20 protein-coding genes are annotated in these 18,657 nt (G+C 40.8%); 9 read left to right on the top strand and 11 right to left on the bottom strand.

Annotated features, from left to right (window positions below; all coding sequences use genetic code 11):
* Positions 1-3: 3 nt before the first annotated feature.
* Positions 4-798: a TorF family putative porin gene (locus F935_RS05535; RefSeq protein WP_016137998.1), complete on the bottom strand. Its 795-nt coding sequence runs from the start codon at positions 796-798 to the stop codon at positions 4-6.
* An 81-nt stretch (positions 799-879) separates the two neighbouring features.
* Positions 880-1,794, bottom strand: a complete 915-nt coding sequence (locus F935_RS05530; RefSeq protein WP_016137997.1) for a LysR family transcriptional regulator — start codon at positions 1,792-1,794, stop codon at positions 880-882.
* Between the two features lie 100 nt (positions 1,795-1,894).
* Here F935_RS05530 and F935_RS05525 point away from each other — a divergent pair, with 100 nt between their 5' ends.
* The 7 genes from F935_RS05525 (at position 1,895) to pcaD (ending at position 8,268) form a co-directional block, all read left to right on the top strand.
* Positions 1,895-3,001 (top strand): muconate/chloromuconate family cycloisomerase, encoded by a 1,107-nt coding sequence (locus F935_RS05525; protein ID WP_016137996.1) that lies wholly within the window; start codon positions 1,895-1,897, stop codon positions 2,999-3,001.
* Between the two features lie 23 nt (positions 3,002-3,024).
* Positions 3,025-3,315: a muconolactone Delta-isomerase gene (catC, locus tag F935_RS05520; protein ID WP_003651954.1), complete on the top strand. Its 291-nt coding sequence runs from the start codon at positions 3,025-3,027 to the stop codon at positions 3,313-3,315.
* Between the two features lie 160 nt (positions 3,316-3,475).
* Complete coding sequence (gene catA, locus F935_RS05515) at positions 3,476-4,396, top strand: catechol 1,2-dioxygenase (RefSeq protein ID WP_016137995.1); 921 nt, start codon at positions 3,476-3,478, stop codon at positions 4,394-4,396.
* A 135-nt stretch (positions 4,397-4,531) separates the two neighbouring features.
* Entirely contained in the window at positions 4,532-5,203 is a 672-nt protein-coding gene (locus tag F935_RS05510) for a 3-oxoacid CoA-transferase subunit A (protein WP_016137994.1), read from the top strand.
* Between the two features lie 18 nt (positions 5,204-5,221).
* The gene (locus F935_RS05505) at positions 5,222-5,872 is read left to right on the top strand and encodes a 3-oxoacid CoA-transferase subunit B (protein ID WP_016137993.1); all 651 of its coding nucleotides are present in this window, start codon (positions 5,222-5,224) and stop codon (positions 5,870-5,872) included.
* Positions 5,873-6,263: 391 nt separating this feature from the next.
* Positions 6,264-7,478 (top strand): 3-oxoadipyl-CoA thiolase, encoded by a 1,215-nt coding sequence (gene pcaF / locus F935_RS05500; RefSeq protein WP_016137992.1) that lies wholly within the window; start codon positions 6,264-6,266, stop codon positions 7,476-7,478.
* Between the two features lie 10 nt (positions 7,479-7,488).
* Positions 7,489-8,268: a 3-oxoadipate enol-lactonase gene (pcaD, locus tag F935_RS05495; protein ID WP_016137991.1), complete on the top strand. Its 780-nt coding sequence runs from the start codon at positions 7,489-7,491 to the stop codon at positions 8,266-8,268.
* 161 nt (positions 8,269-8,429) lie between these two features.
* Here the strand turns inward: pcaD and F935_RS05490 are convergent, their stop codons facing one another.
* The 9 genes from F935_RS05490 to F935_RS05450 are packed head-to-tail and all read right to left on the bottom strand — an operon-like array spanning position 8,430 to position 16,188.
* On the bottom strand, positions 8,430-9,386 hold the full coding sequence (locus F935_RS05490) for a p-hydroxyphenylacetate 3-hydroxylase reductase component (RefSeq protein ID WP_080645540.1): 957 nt from the start codon (positions 9,384-9,386) through the stop codon (positions 8,430-8,432).
* A gap of 45 nt (positions 9,387-9,431) precedes the next feature.
* Positions 9,432-10,385: a PDR/VanB family oxidoreductase gene (locus F935_RS05485; protein ID WP_016137989.1), complete on the bottom strand. Its 954-nt coding sequence runs from the start codon at positions 10,383-10,385 to the stop codon at positions 9,432-9,434.
* Between the two features lie 34 nt (positions 10,386-10,419).
* Positions 10,420-11,157 (bottom strand): SDR family NAD(P)-dependent oxidoreductase, encoded by a 738-nt coding sequence (locus F935_RS05480; protein WP_016137988.1) that lies wholly within the window; start codon positions 11,155-11,157, stop codon positions 10,420-10,422.
* Between the two features lie 10 nt (positions 11,158-11,167).
* The gene (locus F935_RS05475; RefSeq protein ID WP_016137987.1) at positions 11,168-11,653 is read right to left on the bottom strand and encodes an aromatic-ring-hydroxylating dioxygenase subunit beta; all 486 of its coding nucleotides are present in this window, start codon (positions 11,651-11,653) and stop codon (positions 11,168-11,170) included.
* Between the two features lie 10 nt (positions 11,654-11,663).
* Entirely contained in the window at positions 11,664-12,941 is a 1,278-nt protein-coding gene (locus F935_RS05470; protein WP_016137986.1) for an aromatic ring-hydroxylating oxygenase subunit alpha, read from the bottom strand.
* Positions 12,942-12,970: 29 nt separating this feature from the next.
* The gene (locus tag F935_RS05465; RefSeq protein WP_080645539.1) at positions 12,971-13,504 is read right to left on the bottom strand and encodes a nuclear transport factor 2 family protein; all 534 of its coding nucleotides are present in this window, start codon (positions 13,502-13,504) and stop codon (positions 12,971-12,973) included.
* Between the two features lie 4 nt (positions 13,505-13,508).
* Positions 13,509-13,868, bottom strand: coding sequence for a hypothetical protein (locus tag F935_RS05460; RefSeq protein WP_000387554.1), 360 nt, complete (start codon positions 13,866-13,868; stop codon positions 13,509-13,511).
* A 25-nt stretch (positions 13,869-13,893) separates the two neighbouring features.
* Entirely contained in the window at positions 13,894-15,042 is a 1,149-nt protein-coding gene (locus tag F935_RS05455) for an acyl-CoA dehydrogenase family protein (RefSeq protein WP_080645699.1), read from the bottom strand.
* A 36-nt stretch (positions 15,043-15,078) separates the two neighbouring features.
* The gene (locus F935_RS05450; protein ID WP_016137983.1) at positions 15,079-16,188 is read right to left on the bottom strand and encodes an amidase; all 1,110 of its coding nucleotides are present in this window, start codon (positions 16,186-16,188) and stop codon (positions 15,079-15,081) included.
* A 149-nt stretch (positions 16,189-16,337) separates the two neighbouring features.
* Between F935_RS05450 and F935_RS05445 the strand changes: the two genes are divergently transcribed.
* Together F935_RS05445 and F935_RS05440 are read left to right on the top strand one after the other, a co-directional pair.
* A complete protein-coding gene (locus F935_RS05445; protein WP_016137982.1) occupies positions 16,338-16,805 on the top strand; it encodes a MarR family winged helix-turn-helix transcriptional regulator in 468 nt (155 codons plus the stop codon).
* A 413-nt stretch (positions 16,806-17,218) separates the two neighbouring features.
* Entirely contained in the window at positions 17,219-18,568 is a 1,350-nt protein-coding gene (locus F935_RS05440) for a spinster family MFS transporter (RefSeq protein WP_016137981.1), read from the top strand.
* The last annotated feature ends 89 nt before the right edge of the window (positions 18,569-18,657 follow it).

Genomic DNA, 18,657 nt, shown 5'->3' with positions numbered 1-18,657 from the left:
AACTTAGAACACCTTTTTTACAGAGACTGTAAAAGTGGAATCAATTGGATTTGAAATAGGTGCACCCGGCTCACCATTACTATACTTTTTATAGTAGCTATTTTTATCCCATGCTTTTGTATACGCTAATCCTGTAGTCCAGCCATCCCCTAAATCTTTAATGAGTTCAGCTTTAACATCCTGAAAATTCGATTCTGAAAAGTTTTTGATTCTTTCATAGCCATAGTGGGCACCAAAGGTCCAAGTATCATTAATCGGCTGTGTAAAGTTCAGGTCTAGATAACTTGATCCTCTCGACCTTTTACCAGCAGATCCGCCCATGGTTTTGGAGTTATAGCCAGCATAATCTGGTGTATAGGTAACAAAGTATTTGAGGCTTAAAGGTCCATAGCCAATTTGAGGTATGATCTCGCCATAGTTATAACTGCTACTCCCCGTTTCTGGTGTACTTTTCGCGCCTGGATAGTAGTAATAAAAAACCGACATCCCAATTGAAAACTTATCAATTGTTTTTAAATAACCTGTATAAAAATCCCATTCAACTGAAGCATCCCGAAGGTAATTTGAGCTCACACTTGATGCCCAAGTTCCGACAAAAAAACCATTCGGATTAGCATAATCCAGCCCACCCTGTAATGCAGGTTTACCCCAAGTCTGTTGAAACCCACGTGAAATATATTGGCTAGCAAAAGTAACATTCGCACTATATGGAGAAGTTTGTTGTTGTTCTTTTAATTGTTCAGCATGTACAACACAGGTAGACATAATGAGAGAAGCTGCGCCTAAAATTTTTCTCATCTATTAATTCCTTTTAAATATTACCTATAATCTTAAAGTTTTAAAATAACATGATAATTCAATTTAAAACGTATTAAAAAGTTATAAATTTAGATTTCTAGACACTTCTTCTTGACTATAGATCTCTTCAATACAATCTAAAATTTTTGGAATGTAGGAACTTTGGTCCATGTTTCGCATGGATAGAGAAATGGGACTATAAGCTTCTAAATCTAAGATATTTAAATAAGTTAGATTCTTCATTCCAATATCACAGGCACTTTCTGGAATAATACAAATCCCCTCTCCAGACGCCACTAAACCAAGCGCCATGTGAATTTCTCGTACTTCTGTCAGCTTGGCTGGGATTAAGCCTAACTTGGTAAATAAAGCTTGAATAGTGGTCGAAAAATTAGGCTTAGGTGTCGTTGGATAAGAAAAAATCGTCTCATTGATAATTTGAGATAAGTAAATTCCTGCATCTTGAAATTCACTTAATGGATGCTTTTTATGAATCGCGAGTTTTAATTTTTCTTTGCGAAGTAAAAGTCTTTTAATCGCTGGATCGCTAATTGGTAATCGGCCAAAACCTAAATCGATTTTGCCTAACTTTAAAGCCTCCACCTGATCTCTCGTGCCACATTCAATAAGCTCGACATGAATGTCAGGATTTTTCTGCCTAAATAGATAAATGACTTGTGGTAATCGTCCGTAAAGAAGTGAACTGACATAACCAACTTTCACAATGTTCTCTACCAGCTTCATTTTTTTAGCCATCGAAGCAGCTTGAGCCGTATGCGTTAAAATTTGAACGGCATGTTGGTAAAAAAACAGCCCTGCTTCTGTAGCTTTTAATGGACGTGACCCTTTCACAAACAAATCAATGCCTAATTCTTCTTCTAGTTTTTTGATTTGACGCGTGAGTGGTGGCTGGGCAATAAAAAGCTTCTCAGCCGCTTTTGTCAGACTTTGTTCTTCCACAACGGTAACAAAATAACGTAGATGTCTTAATTCCATTAATATACCTTTTTAGTATCTTAAAATACCGTTCTATATCTATTTTAGGCTATTACATTCTTCTATGGTATGTAAACAAGTTTGAAATAGTTGAAACTTCATGTATAGAACCATAGAAACCATACTTGTGGATATTCCAACTATCCGTCCTCACCAGCTGTCTGTGACTACAATGCGTACTCAGACTTTGGTGCTCGTTAAAATTACGACCACGGATGGTATTGTAGGTTGGGGTGAAGCGACCACCATTGGTGGACTGAACTATGGTGAAGAAAGTCCTGAAAGTGTCAAAGCCAATATTGATACTTACTTTGCACCATTACTCGCATCAGTTAAAGATTTAAATGTGGCTCAAACACTAAAACTGATTCGTAAGAATATTAATGGTAACCGTTTCGCGAAATGTGCCATTCAGACCGCTCTACTTGATATTCAGGCAAAACGTTTAGGCGTGCCGTTAAGTGAAGTTTTAGGTGGCCGTCTGCGTAATAGTTTACCTGTACTTTGGACGCTCGCGTCTGGCGACACAGAAAAAGATATTGCTGAAGCTCGAAAAATGATTGAGTTGAAACGTCATAACACGTTCAAACTCAAAATCGGCGCACGCTCTTTGCAACACGATGTTGATCATGTGATTGCAATTAAAAAAGCACTGGGTGCAGATATTAGTGTACGTGTCGATGTAAATCGTGCATGGTCAGAGCAGGAATGTATTCAAGGTATTCAACAGCTACAAGATGGCGGGATTGATTTAATTGAACAGCCTTGTGCTATTCAAAATACTGAAGCACTTGCTCGTTTAACGCATCGTTTTGATGTCGCAATTATGGCAGATGAAGCTTTAACTGGTCCTGACAGCGCATATCGTATTGCAAAAAGTCATGGCGCAGATGTATTTGCCGTGAAAATTGAACAATCAGGTGGTCTGATCGAAGCTTGTGAAGTTGCAAAAATCGCAGGTTTAGCGGGAATCGACCTTTATGGCGGCACTATGCTTGAAGGCCCTGTAGGTAGCATCGCTTCTGCTCATGCATTTGCAACCTTTGAAACATTAGCTTTTGGTACTGAATTATTTGGTCCGTTATTACTTACCGAAGAAATTTTGAAAGAACCACTACGTTACGAAAACTTTGAATTGCACTTGCCAACAGCTCCGGGCTTAGGCATTGAAATTGATGAAGATAAAGTTGAGAAGTTACGTCGTTAAGGCAACAGGATAAGGAGTTTCCCATGTTATTTCATGTACGTATGGATGTGCATATTCCACTTGATATGCCAGCCGACAAAGCAAATGAAATTAAGGCCGTTGAAAAAGCGTATTCGCAAGATCTGCAACGTCAAGGTAAATGGCGTCACATCTGGCGAGTTACAGGCCAGTATTCAAACATCAGTATTTTTGATGTCGAAAGCAATGAAGAGTTGCACAATATTTTACAGGGATTACCTCTCTATCCTTACATGAACATCGAAGTGATGGCACTTAATCGCCACCCTTCTTCTGTCCGTGATGATGATTCGTAATCTAAGAAAATAGTTTGAGTGTGTGGTCTGAAGCACATTCAAAAACTAAATATATTTATTCAGAAGGTAACAAGGAACGTGGCAGCAATATTCGCTAGCAAAACAAAATGCCCGCAACACTGCCACCCAAAACCGTATTGCATACTTAAGGAGTTTTAGTATGAACCGTCAACAAATTGATGCGCTTGTAAAACAAATGAATGTCGACACAGCTAAAGGCGAAGTCGATGCACGTGTTCAGCAAATTGTAGTACGCCTTCTCGGGGATTTATTTCAAGCCATCGAAGACTTAGACATCCAACCTTCAGAAGTATGGAAAGGTCTGGAATATTTCACAGATGCAGGCCAAGCAAACGAACTTGGACTTTTAGCAGCTGGCTTAGGTTTAGAGCACTATCTTGATTTACGTGCAGATGAGGCCGATGCAAAAGCTGGCGTTAGTGGTGGCACACCTCGTACCATTGAAGGCCCACTTTATGTAGCTGGCGCGCCTGAAACTGTTGGTTTTGCACGTATGGATGATGGTACAGAATCTGGCAAAATCGATACCTTAATTATTGAAGGTACGGTAACCGATACTGATGGCAATATCATTGAAAATGCTAAAGTTGAAGTATGGCATGCTAATAGTTTGGGTAACTACTCATTCTTTGATAAGTCTCAATCTGATTTCAATTTACGCCGTAGTATTTTAACTGATGCTGATGGCAAATATGTTGCATTAACCACAATGCCAGTGGGTTATGGTTGCCCGCCAGAAGGTACAACTCAGGCCCTTCTTAACAAGTTAGGCCGTCATGGTAACCGCCCATCTCACGTTCACTACTTCGTTTCTGCACCAGGTTTCCGCAAGCTTACTACTCAATTCAACATTGAGGGTGATGAGTACTTATGGGATGACTTTGCCTTCGCAACTCGTGATGGCTTAGTGGCAACAGCAGTTGATGTAACTGACCCAGCTGAAATCCAACGCCGTGGTTTAGATCACGCTTTCAAACACATCACATTTAACATCGAACTTGTTAAAGATGCCGCTGCCGCTCCGTCAACTGAAGTTGAACGTCGTCGCGCTAGTGCTTAATTGAAAGTGTATGTGAGTTAAAAGTTCGCTTTTGACTCACAAAATTTATTCCATTTATTACTACCATTAAGAATTTAAATAAATTTTTAGCGGTAGTAATAACATCACGTTACCTCATGCTCTAAGGTTTCTCACATGATTGACAAAAGTAAGTCCTCTCTAAGCGAGGTACTATCGCAGATTAAAGATGGTGCAACCATTCTGATTGGTGGTTTTGGTACCGCAGGACAACCCGCTGAACTCATTGACGGACTGATTGAACTGGGTATTAAAGACCTGACTATTGTGAGTAATAACGCCGGTAATGGCGATTACGGTCTGGCTAAACTGCTTAAAGCTGGTTCTGTTAAAAAGGTGATTTGCTCTTTCCCACGTCAGTCAGACTCTTATGTGTTTGATGAACTTTACCGTGCCGGAAAGGTCGAGCTTGAAGTGGTCCCGCAAGGTAATCTGGCGTGTCGTATTCAGGCAGCAGGTATGGGATTAGGTGCTGTGTTTACCCCAACTGGCTTTGGAACACTTTTAGCTGAAGGCAAAGAAACTCGCCAGATTGATGGTAAAGACTACGTACTTGAATATCCAATTAAGGCTGACTTTGCCTTGATTAAAGCTTACAAGGGCGATCGCTGGGGCAATCTGGTTTACCGTAAATCAGCACGTAACTTTGGTCCGATTATGGCCATGGCAGCCGATGTCACCATTGTTCAGGTTTCTGAAGTGGTTGAGCTAGGTGGATTAGATCCAGAACACATCATCACCCCAGGTATCTTTGTACAGCACGTTGTACAAGTAGCGCCAGCACAGTAAGCAATAAGGAGAAATAACATGAGCTACCAGAAACTCAGCCGTGACCAGATTGCAAAACGTGTGGCACAAGATATTCCCGATGGTGCCTATGTGAACTTGGGTATTGGTTTACCAACCAAGATCGCGAGCTACTTACCTAACGACAAAGATATTTTCCTTCATTCTGAAAATGGCCTTTTGGCTTTTGGCCCACCACCAGCTGAAGGTGAAGAAGACCCTGAACTGATTAATGCAGGTAAAGAGTTTGTGACCATGCTTGAAGGCGGCAGCTTTTTCCACCATGGCGATTCATTTGCGATGATGCGTGGTGGTCACCTTGATATTGCGGTACTTGGAGCCTTTCAGGTTGCAGCGAATGGTGACTTGGCGAACTGGCACACGGGAGCACCAGATGCGATTCCTGCGGTGGGTGGTGCGATGGATTTAGCTGTAGGTGCTAAAAAAGTATTTATCACCACCGACCATGTAACCAAACAAGGTGAACCGAAGATTGTGGCTGAGTTGGGCTATCCAGTAACTGGGAAAAACTGTGTTGACCGTATTTACACCGATCTTTGTGTGATTGATGTGACTAAAGATGGTTTAAAGGTGATTGAGAAAGTAGACGGTCTTAGCTTTGATGAGTTACAGGCTTTAACTGGTGCAATTTTGATTGATGCAACGAATTAAACTTCTAAGTTATGTAGCCGATACAGTTAATAAATAGCATCACGGCCTTGAATTACATTGATATTCAAAAGCCTTTTGTATAGGCAATACCTTACTTTTCAAAGATGAAAAGTAACAAAAATCTATGTTGAACAGAGGAGGCTTCCTTGCCTCCCTGTCCAACGGGTGACATCCATGTCACCTGTCACGATAGCAAAGTGCTATTGGATACGAGGCGGCGACATGGATGTCGCCTCGTTGCTCAGCACAACAGGGATGTTGTGTCTGAGCAACAAAGGGTTTTGTCACTTTTGCCCTGTCAAAAGTGAGGCATTGCCTATGCAAAGGAAGAATGGATAAACCCATCATTTGTGGCAATGACAGCAACAGATTTCAAAATGGAAATGTAAGAATGAAAAACGCTTATATCATCGATGCCATCCGTACCCCATTTGGCCGTTATGCCGGTGGTCTTGCACCTGTCCGTGCCGATGACCTTGGTGCGGTGCCGATTAAAGCTCTCATCCAACGCAACCCGAATGTAGATTGGGAACAGGTTGATGATGTGATCTATGGCTGTGCTAACCAAGCCGGTGAAGATAACCGTAACGTCGGTCGTATGTCAGCATTGCTTGCTGGTTTACCGTATCAAGTACCAGCAACCACTATTAACCGTTTGTGTGGTTCTTCACTCGATGCAATTGCCATTGCTGCCCGTGCCATTAAAGCAGGTGAAGCCAATCTGATCATTGCTGGTGGTGTGGAAAGCATGAGCCGTGCACCTTATGTGATGGGTAAGTCTGACAGTGCTTTTGGCCGTAGCCAGAAGATTGAAGACACCACCATGGGCTGGCGCTTCATTAACCCTAAACTTAAAGAATTGTATGGTGTAGACACCATGCCCCAGACTGCCGAAAACGTCGCTGAACAGTTCAACGTTAATCGTGCAGATCAGGACCAGTTTGCCTTGGTAAGCCAACAACGCACCGCAAGCGCGCAAGCCAAAGGCTTTTTTTCTAAAGAAATCGTGGCAGTTGAAATCCCTCAGCGTAAGGGTGATGCTGTTGTGATTGATACCGATGAACATCCACGTGCATCAACCACACTTGAAGCTTTAAGCAAACTTAAACCTGTTGTCAAAGCAGATGGTTCTGTCACTGCGGGGAATGCTTCAGGTATTAATGATGGTGCAGCAGCTCTACTGATTGCTTCTGATGAGGCAGTTCAGGCCTACAACCTCAAACCACGTGCCAAGATCATTGCTTCAACAGCAGTGGGTGTAGAACCCCGCATTATGGGCTTCGCACCAGCACCAGCGATTAAAAAATTACTTAAACAAGCCAACCTGACTTTAGATCAGATGGATGTGATTGAGCTGAATGAAGCCTTTGCTGCACAGGCTTTAGCAGTGACCCGTGATTTAGGTTTACCAGACGATAGCAACAAAGTAAATCCAAACGGTGGTGCAATTGCTTTGGGCCATCCACTTGGTGCATCAGGTGCACGGCTCGTGACCACAGCCTTAAACCAGCTTGAGCAAACAGGCGGCCGTTACGCCTTGTGTTCAATGTGTATTGGTGTAGGTCAAGGCATCGCATTGATTATTGAACGTGTTGAAGCACTTTAAGGAGAAACAAATGCCATCTTTTCAATCTGCCGATGCACAAATTAACTATCAAACCTTTGGCGAGCCATCTTCCCCTGCTCTGGTGTTTTCCAACTCTTTGGGCACCAATTATGGCATGTGGCAAAAACAGTTTAATGAGTTAAAAGATCAATTTTTTGTGATCTGCTATGACACTCGTGGTCACGGTTCATCATCTACGCCTGACGGCCCATATACTGTAGAGCAATTAGGTGAAGATGTTGTCCGTTTACTCGACCATCTAAATATTAGCAAATCTGCTTTTTGTGGTATTTCTATGGGTGGTTTAACCGGTCAATGGCTTGCGATTCACTACCCTGACCGTTTTAGTCATGTGGTTGTGGCAAATACTGCCGCTAAAATTGGACAAGAACAGGCATGGCTTGACCGTGCAAAACTAGTATGTGAACAAGGTTTAAAACCAATCGCAGCTACAGCAGCTTCGCGATGGTTTACAGATCCCTTTATCCAAAGTCATGCTTCAATCGTCAACAACCTGTGTAACGACTTAAGTGCTGGCAGCGCAATGGGTTATGCCAATTGTTGTGAGGCTTTGGCTAAAGCGGATGTCCGTGAGCAGTTAAAAGACATTAAAATTTCTGTATTAGTGATTGCTGGAACTCAAGACCCAGTAACGACTGTTGCAGATGGTCAATTTATGCAGCAACGCATTCCACAATCAAAACTTGTGGAAATAGATGCCTCTCATATTTCCAATGTAGAGCAGCCAGAAGCTTTTAATAAAATCCTAAAAGATTTTTTATTAGGTTAATTTTAATGACTAAAAAAATGGCCTTTATAGGCCATTTTTTATATCTCATATAATCTTTAGCAAATCATAATTAAACATATAGAATTCTTTTAATTTTTGATGATAGTCAGCTAGATGTAAAGAAGCTGATAAATCAATTCAATTTATCAGCTTAATGGGACTTATGCTACTCCTGCAAAATCTCGCAGCATGGTAATAAAAATATCCTTTTGTTCCTCAGAATACTTTTTAAATACCTCATTTTGGTGGCTATCAGCAATATCAAATAAATACTGCGCTGTTTGTTTACCTTTCTCGGTCAATGCATACAAATTATCGTGATCAACTAATAATCCTTCAAATTTTAGAATTTCAGCCGATCTTTCAACTTCCTGCATTGGCATAGCAATATCACGCGGTAAATCTTCCTTACTTGAAGCAGTACCGCTGGCCAAAACGAGTAAAAGACGTGATTCACTGGTACGGAACCCAGAAGCCATTTGCTTAGGAATATAGTCGGTTTGATAAGCTTTAAAAGCACGGCTCATTAAATAACATACATTATTATATAAGTGCCCATAATGTGTTTGGTCTACGCCGTTCTGTTCTGTTTGTTTAACTTGAAGGCTTGGATGTGGCATGACACAAGAATATGCACCTTGATGGTAAACCAATGGACTTCTACCTTGGTCATGGAAACGAACCACTTTACCAACAATAATCCAGTGGTCACCACCTTCGATCACTTGATAGCGTTCGCACTCAAACACCGCAGAACAATTTTCTAAAATGGGTGAGCTTCCTGCACCAAGTTGAAAATTGGTGTCTGCAAATTTATCAATATTACGTCTCGAAAACTTATTAGACAGCTCAATTTGCGTGCCTGATAAAATATTAACTGCAAAATGTGTTGCTTCTTCAAATACTGAAAAACTTGAAGATTTTTTATCAATACTCCACAAAATAAGTGGTGGGTCGAGTGACACTGAGTTAAAACTATTGGCAGTTACACCGACTTTCTCACCTTGTGCATTTTGTGCGGTAATAATAGTAACGCCTGTTGCAAAATTTCCTAATGCCCGTCGGAACTGTAGTGGATCGACCGTAAACTCATCTATTTGTTGTAATACATTCATCATCTTTCTCCTAAACCTTCTCTTACATCCATATAAATCGCGAGAGCATTAGATATCTAAAACTAGTCTCGGTGTTTTAGAGCGCGAACAACACACCAATATTTGTTCATTGCTGGCTTTTTCTTCATCAGTAAAATAAACATCTCGATGATCAGGCTCACCTTCAATCACATCGCACATGCAAGTTCCGCATACGCCTTGCTCGCAAGACATTTCAATCTCGATGCCTTCTTTAGCCAAAGCCTGCAAAATGGTTTCGCCAGCTTCGACCGTAATGATTTTTCCGCTACGCTCAGCCACCACCTCAAATGAATCTCCAGAGGTGTCAGTTTCGACTTGGAAATATTCTTTGTGGATTTGCTGCTCAGGAAAATCGTGAGTCGTGGCAAGGTTAATTACCCAGTCCATGAAACCGACAGGCCCACACGTGTAAATATGGCTTTCCGAGTCAATATCTTTAATGGCAGATTCAAAAAATGCTCTGTGGCTTGCACCTTCGGACTTAAAATGAAATGTGGTAAAAGCTGCTAACTCACCATTTTTAATTTCATCAACAAACGCACAGTTTTCAGGGCTAGCACCACAGTAGTGAAGCTCAAACGATGCACCTTCGTGTGCAAGTTGATAAGCCATCGTGATTAACGGCGTAATCCCAATTCCACCACCAATCAATACACTGTGTTTGGCGTTTAAAAGTGGAAATAAATTTTTTGGTTCACTGACCTGAATTTGCATGCCATCTTTAATTTCATCAAAAGCCGATACGGATCCACCACGTGATTCAGGGTCACGTAAAATCCCAAGGCGGAACTTACCTTCGTCATTTGGGTTTTGGCAAAGTGAATACTGGCGTACCATGCCATTTGGTAAGTGCACATCAATATGCGCACCCGCTTCAACTTTTGGCAATGTTGCAGAAGTTGCAGATTCAAATTCCATGACTGCAATATTTCCACCTTCCACATGCCGATTTTTAACGACAACATCATAAAGTGTAGTCATGATTTAACTCCCTTTTCATGGCTAAGCTATTGGCTTAACGCATGAATAAACCACCGTTAATATCCCATGTTGCACCAGTCACAAACCCCGCATTTGGACTCGCAAGCAACCCACAAGTTTCAGCAATAAAATGCATACTTCCTAAGGCTTTAACTGGAATATTCTGGATGAACTGTTCAATTTTTTCGTCAGACACTACGCTATGAACGATTGGTGATTCCATTGGACCCGGTGCAACTGCATTAACCGTTACCCCTTTTGCCGCAAACTCTTTGGCAAAAATTTTGGTTAACGTCACAATCGCACCTTTGGTTGCCGCATAGTGTGCACCTGTTGCCGTACCGCCGTTTTGTCCCGCTAAAGACGCCATATTAATGATGCGTCCATAGCCTTTTTTAGCCATATATTGACCAATAATTTGACATGATTGAAAGGTGCCGCGTTGGTTAACTTGGGTCACCCAATCAAAATCGGCTGCGGTAATTTCTAATACGGGCGTTGCTTTGGTGACGGTGGCATTGTTAATCAACACATCAAGTTTAGAAAATTTCTCTTCAATCCATTGCACGGCAGCATGAAAATCTGCTTCGACAGAAATATCTAATTTCAAGGGAAACATATTTTGTGCATATTGACTTTGCGCCTTAGCATTTTCGGCTTTTTCAAGCGTACTTGCTGACAAAATCACTTGATGGCCTTGGCTCGCAAAATATTCAGCAATGACATTGCCGAGTCCCGAAGCAGCACCTGTCACTAAAACAACCTGTTTCATGTTACTGCTCCTAAAGAATGTAGCTAATACCGGCTAAGGTATCTGTTGAGTTAACCAAATTAATGATTTTACGGTTAATCTTAAAACCTGTAGCAGCATCACGGACCAAATGATAAGTAATATCTGCGGTGTAATGCTTGAGGTTTTCTTTACGAAACTCACGTAAGTTTTGAGCACAGCGTAAAACGATTTCATTGTCTTGGTCTTGAATAACACGTACACGAGAAACACTACGCACGGTATTGGCTTTAGGTGCTGTAGAAATCGCTTCACCATTTTCAAGACGCTCTACACGTAAAGTACGCATATGATTATCGTCATAGGCATAATTTAAGTTGTTTTCGTAGTCAGTAAGATTTGGGTCAATCGGAATGATATAAACACCTTTTTCATTCCATAAATTGAGCCATTCACGATACTCACTGTGGTCTAACATATCTGCTTCAGCCCAGATGAAAGCAGTGACTTCATTTAATAATTGCAGATTCATATTCATTGCTCTCTCCTTAAGCCGTCATCATCTTTTTCCACTGCTGATATGCTGCACGCATACCTGTTTCAGCACTGACATCACTTTTTAAGCCATCTTCGGTTTTGACTTCGCCCGGTAAACCACGGTTAAGCATGATCCATAAATCATTACCCGCATTGGCGCCGTGTTGTACGCGCTCCCATGCCTCAGAGTCATCTGGCGTACCAAAACCAAATGGACCTTGGAAATGTTCATGCAAACGTAAGCGATATTGGTTGGCAATTTGCGGACCACCGTCCATGGTAATTACCGAGTGATGAATTTCTGTTTCAGCCACTGAAATTGGCTGTAATACACGGAAGAAGGCCATCGAACATGCAATATTCGGAAATAAATTTAAGTTAAAGCCAGAACCACCGACTGCACGCACAATACGGCGCACTTCTAATTCTTCATGGCCTTCATCACGCAAAGCTTGAGCCAAGTCTTCAAAACGTTCTTGTATTGGACGTTCCATGAGCTCTTCGTCTAAATCGATCAGATCAGGAATCATCACCATCACACTGTGACCATTACCTAAATCTTCAACAAAGCCCGGCTGGTTTTCGAAGTTAAAGAGTTCTTCGGTTTTTTCATCGACAGAACTTAAGAATGACTTGTGTACCAACGGGAAGTGATATGCATCGGTGGTATTTTCAAGCTGGATTTTCCAGTTACCCGGGAAACGGAAGCGGTGTTCACCCAACACTTTAATTGGATAACCCGCACCTTGTTTCATAAACAGGTCAATCCATTTTTTTGCTGGCCCAAGGAACTCTTCAAGCGGTTGAATGTCTTCTTTAAATGAAGCGAAGATCATGCCGTTATATTCTTCTACACGTAGACTCACCAACGGTAGTTCTGACTTATCTAAACAATCACCGTAGCTTTCTGGAGATGGCACACCACGTAAACTACCGTCAAGTGCATAACTCCAACCGTGGTACGGACATACAAAACTATTGGTTTTTCCTTTTTTATGCTCGCATACGGTTGCTGCACGGTGACGACAACGGTTTAAAAGTACATGGACTTTCTTTTTACGGTCACGCACCGCAACAACTGGTTGTTTACCGATATTAATGGTTTTATAGCTTCCACCTTCCGGAATTTCGCTGGCATGTGCAACCCACACCCAAGTGCTATAAAAGATTTTTTCCATTTCTTCATCAAAAATGCGTTCATCTTTATAAAGAGAAGTATGGGCACGGTCACTTTGAACCAAAGTATCGTAATCAGTGCCAATGTTATGTGTCGGGATAATACTGTTCATATCAATAGTCCTTTTAAATATGTCCTGGGTCATTCCTGGGAAGGTACCGGCAATTCGGCTTCACTGTGCCAATGCGATACGGGACGACTGAAAATATTCTGTGTTTGGAAATGTCTAATTTTCCATGTTCCATCTGCTTGCTTTTGAAACTTCACGTTGAGCTTTGCTGTAGTCAGATGACTACGGCCATCTTTAAACGTTGAAGTTTGCAACATAAGCCATGAAGCATTTGCATCATTTTGATTTACATAAATTTGTTCTGAATTTACAAAGTGTGCATTCATAACAAAGTGAGATTCTTTTTGGGTATAACTTTTAAACATGTCGTAAATCGACTGCCAAGAATCATAACGGCCAAAGGATTTGGCATATTTCTCGCCCACACCTTCCCAAATACAGTCTCGATCAAAAAGACTCATCAGCTCATCAAGGTCTGTATTTGCATTAAGCTCGTCGCAGATTTCCATATAACGGTTCAGACAATTACGAATGGCATTGTGCGCTTCTAACTGTTCTAGCCGTTCTATGATTTCTGCAATATTCACTTTGTCATTCATTGCCATCGCCTTAACGTTGGATAATTAATTCGCGTCCAACACGAGCTTCAACTTTGCAATATTTCCAAAGCTTGTATGGACCTTCACCCACCACCGTCGTTCTAAACAAATTACAAGCCGCATGTACTGTTTCAATATCCGGAACATCTGCAAGCAAGTAAGTTGTCCAAGGCCAGCCAGCACTTGGGCCAACCATGCTTTGGTCATCATCAAGATTTCCAAAAACATGTACGCCCGGTAAGTCATGAATGCCATTCCACATTTCACCAAACGCTGCCCAAACTGCTTTTGCTTCAGCAGGTTCTGCATCAAAAAAGTTTTGGTTAATACCCATGCAGAACAAAACGCGTAATGATTTTTTAGCTTCCATCTCAATATCCTTTTAAAAATTAAACTTATAAATAACCTGGGGTTGGCTTTAACCCGAAACTGATTGAGCCTGCATTTTGTAAAGTCGCATCACCCATAAAGGCATGCTGAGTCACCACGTTGGTGTCATTCACAAAACGGCTAAATGGATTGTTGGTATAAATTGCTGTCATGCCCGCGAGCATTTGCATTTTTCGGGTCACTTTGGCGCAAACTCGCGCTGCATGGGTACATGCCAGACGCATATCGCTAATTTGTTCGGCAGTCGCTTCACGCCCAGCAATAATTTCATTCCAGACAATATCCATGGTTTGATAAAACCAAGATTTTGCAGCCTGAAATTCTGCATCTGCTTGAGCGAACTCATATTGAGTCACTGGGCGGTTGGCAATTTCTGACCCGCCAGTAATGGATGCTTTACCCGGCGCCAATTTTTCAAATTCTTCTAATGCAGCAGCGGCAACTCCAATACCCACCACGGTTAATACTTGAGTCGCTAAAGAAAGTGACGGATATTTAAAAAATGGTTCACTTAGTTTTGAAGGTTCACCACGGACAAAGGTCCATTTCTTTTCGACCAATACATCTTCGACGACTAAGTCATGGCTTCCCGTACCTTTTAGGCCAACGGTGTCCCAAGTCATTTCAATTTGGGCTTTTTTTGCAGGCATCACTGCCATACGAGGTAGACCTTGCATTTCGTTGTTTTTAAGCGGTGAAATTCCCACGCCGACAATGTCAGCTCCCATGCAGCCGCTGGAAAATTTCCAACGTCCACGAACCACTACACCTTCATCGGTAATTTCAGCAGGTTGCGGCGGAAAAATACCTCCAGCAAACACCACATCTGGTCCGTTTTGGTACAATTCTTTCAGTGTTTCTTCCGGCAAACTTCCTAAATACGCAGGGCTCATACCGAAACTTGCTACCCAACCCACTGAACCATCAGCTTTAGATAAAGTCTCGATCAATTCACAAAACTGTCTTGGTGAACATTCGTCACCGCCAAAACGTTTAGGAACCAGTGCACGGTAAACACCGATTTGCTTTAGCTTTTCGATAACGTCTTGGCTCACATAAGCCTGATTATCAAATTCACCTGTACAGGCACGCTCACGAATTTCTTGGCACAAAGCATCTAAGTCAATTGCTTTATCTTGAGAAACAAACTCCATTTTAGACAACTTATTCATCATCTAACTCCTTGTAATTTATTGCATTGCATCAACACAAAATTTAGCCATAGCGCATAATTGCTCATCTTTTTGATGCTTCGATACGATCTGTAAGCCCACTGGTAAACCTTCACTGGTTTCAAGTGGCACTGAAATAGCTGGATGACCTGATAAATTAAATGGTCGAACTAAACTGGTAAGATTCAAAAAAGCGACTGTGTTTTCAGCTTCAGAAACTTTCGGTGGAATTTGTGGAAGTGTCGGTAAAACCAATGCATCATATTTTTCTAGTAAAGCATCGAGTTCTTGGATGAGCTGCTCTTTCACAGCTTCCGCTTGTTGCACTTGCTCTAAAGTGGTGTGTGCCGCTTTTAATAAACGACCATTTACATCAGAACCAATTAAGCCGGTTTGAGTTAACTCGCCGTACGCTTGCCAGTTTTCATAATTAATAATTTGCATGCCTGCGTCATAAGCTGCTTCAAAATGTTCAACTTTTTCTGAAGTGGTCTGTAAATTGGCTTTTTGAAGTGCTTGATAAATACAGTTCCAAACAACCTCATCTGCTTTTACATCCAGAACAGCAATTTTTGGAGCGCTAGTAAATTCAGTAGGTTTGAAAGTTGGATCAATAATTTGCATAGCCTTTTCAATCATCTCGATTGAATTTGCAAAAGGACCAACACAATCTAAAGAACTTGACGGCGGATATACGCCTTTTCTGCTCACTCGGCCAAAAGTTGGCTTTAATCCAAAAACTCCGCAGCACGCAGCGGGCATACGGATAGAGCCGCCCGTGTCTGTACCTAAAGTAAAGTCAGCTTGTTTAGCAGCAACTGCCGCAGCCGAACCACTCGAAGAGCCGCCTGGAATAAGTTCAGGATATTTTGGATTAACAGGTGTACCAAAAGCATGGTTAATGCCCGTAATTCCAAAAGCCAATTCGTGCAAATTTGTTTTCGCAATAATTTCACAGTCAGCTTTTAAAATGTTTTTAACCACCTCAGCATCATCGTGAGCAGGTTCAACATTTAATAAAGCTCGACTACCAGCAATAGTTTTTAGACCTTGAATATCAATTGTGTCCTTGACCATCACCTTGAGCTTGCCACTTCCTTTGTGCACGCTTTGGCTAACAATATTCATTCACTTTTCCATGTATTTTTATATCTCCATTAAAATATCGGAAAATTTAATGGAATTGTCAAGTATTTTTTATAATTTGTTCTCAAGGAAATATCCAAAATTTTGTTTATAATAGGATTACCCTTTTTTCACTAAGTTATTGCTTAGCTATGTTTGATCATTTAGAACAATTTCTTCCTAATAAAGAACCGTCGAGTATTCAAAATTTCCCTTTTTTTTGGATTTCCCAAGTCAATGGAAAATATTCACAACTCATTGAAAAATCAATAAAAAAACTAGGTATTGATAATACACGCCGTAAAATCATTTTAAGTACCAATGCCTTGGGTGAAGCCAGTATTACCGATATTGCTAATCTTTCTACCTTAAAGTTAACGACTGCAACAAAAGCCGTATATCGCTTAGTAGAAGATGGAATTGTTGAGGTCTACTCTTCTACTACCGATGAACGAATTTCGATGGTCAAATTAACTGCCAAAGGTGTCGAGCTGGTTGAACAGATTAATCAGATTAGTGTGGTCACCTTGGCAGGCATCCTGAATGCTTTTTCAGAAGATGAGCTCCATAATTTAAATCATCAGTTAAAAAAATTATTTGATCTCATGCCATCAAGTTAATTATTTGACTTGATATCGGGTTAGATACGCTCAAGAGCAGTATGAAACAGTTCTTCTTTTCTCGCTGCTCTTTATAAAACAAGTTTTAATATTAAAAAATAAATAAAAATCAGTTTCTTAATTCAATAAATTATTACTATCTGTTTACTTAACATACTTTTTAGGTATTCTAACATACTCAATAAGTAATGGAATTTTACATATAAAAAGAAAATAATAATTCCATGATATTTAGAATCCCATTAATTCCTAATCGGGTTTAGACACACTCTTCTGGTCTGTACGAGACCAAATTACTCATTTCTAGCCTATTTATTATTCTTATCTAAAAGGGGAAATATCGAAAACTTCAGAGGAATAATAAAAGTTAGATATCAATTTTTTTAAGCGTTTTATACATAAGGATTAAGTGTATGAACCAAAGTAATATCGCTGTTGAAAGGACACAAAAGAAAAGCAATGCTTATGCATGGTATGTCGTCACACTTTGTATGTTGGCATATATATTTTCATTTATTGACCGCCAAATTCTGGCGTTGATGATCGAGCCAATCAAAGCAGATCTTCAACTTTCAGATACACAATTTAGCTTGTTACATGGCCTTGCCTTCTCACTTTTTTACGCTGTAATGGGTTTACCGCTAGCCTATATTGCCGATCGTTTTTCACGACCAAAACTGATTTCAATCGGGATTATTGTTTGGAGTTTAGCAACCGCAACTTGTGGTTTAAGTAAAAACTTTATTCAACTGTTCTTGAGCCGTATGTCCGTAGGTGTGGGTGAAGCGGCTTTATCTCCAGCTGCTTATTCAATGTTTAGCGACATGTTTAGTAAGGACAAACTGGGACGTGCTGTCGGGATTTATTCAATTGGCGCTTTCTTAGGTGGTGGTATTGCCTTTTTGGTTGGCGGTTATGTGATTAACTTGCTTAAAGGCGTGACACTCATTGAAGTTCCACTATTAGGTGCACTTAAAGCATGGCAAATTGCCTTTTTTGTAGTTGGTTTACCGGGCATCATTATTGGTCTGCTATTTATTCTGACCGTTAAAGACCCTGCACGTAAAGGCCAACAGCTCAACCAAAATGGACAAGTTGATCAAGTTAAATTCTCACAATGTCTTCAGTTTATTAAAAAACATTCGAAAACATTTGTTTGTCATTATTTAGGTTTTACCTTTTATGCAATGGCGCTATACAGCCTTACCAGTTGGACACCTGCATTTTATATTCGAAAGTTTCAACTTGCACCGACTGAAACAGGTTATATGCTCGGCACGATTCTGTTAATTGCAAATACATTAGGCGTTTTTTGTGCAGGCTGGCTAAATGACTGGTTTATTAAAAAAGGTCGGCAAGATGCACCGATGTTCACAGGTGTGATTGGGATTGTTGGCCTGATTATTCCAATTTCATTTTTTACCCAAACAGATCAGCTTTGGTTGTCGGTTAGCTTATTAATTCCTGCAATGTTCTTTGCTTCTTTCCCTTTAGTGATTTCAGCAACTGCTTTGCAGATGTTAGCCCCAAACCAATTTAGAGCACGTCTTTCTGCCCTCTTTCTTTTGGTCAGTAACTTAATTGGACTCGGTATTGGTACAACATTGGTGGCAATTATCACAGATAAAGTTTTTGGTAGTCCATTAATGGTGGGTTCTTCTTTATCTATTGTGGGTGGTCTGTCGTGTGTACTGGCTTTAATTCTGCTTTTTAAAGGCTGCAAATTCTTTAGTGAAAGTATGAAGCTTGAAAAATTAAATTAATAGGTCTCACCAATTGCAAAAATGTACTCTCTAACTAAACGCTTAGAGAGTACCGAAATATTCAAAATTACGTAATGCCGAGGACTGGC

It is taken from the genome of Acinetobacter calcoaceticus ANC 3811 (assembly GCF_000399665.1).
Taxonomy (GTDB): Bacteria; Pseudomonadota; Gammaproteobacteria; order Pseudomonadales; family Moraxellaceae; genus Acinetobacter; species Acinetobacter calcoaceticus_B.
The sequence above is the reverse complement of the archived record's forward strand: the minus strand, read 5'-3'. Positions and strand labels throughout refer to the sequence as shown.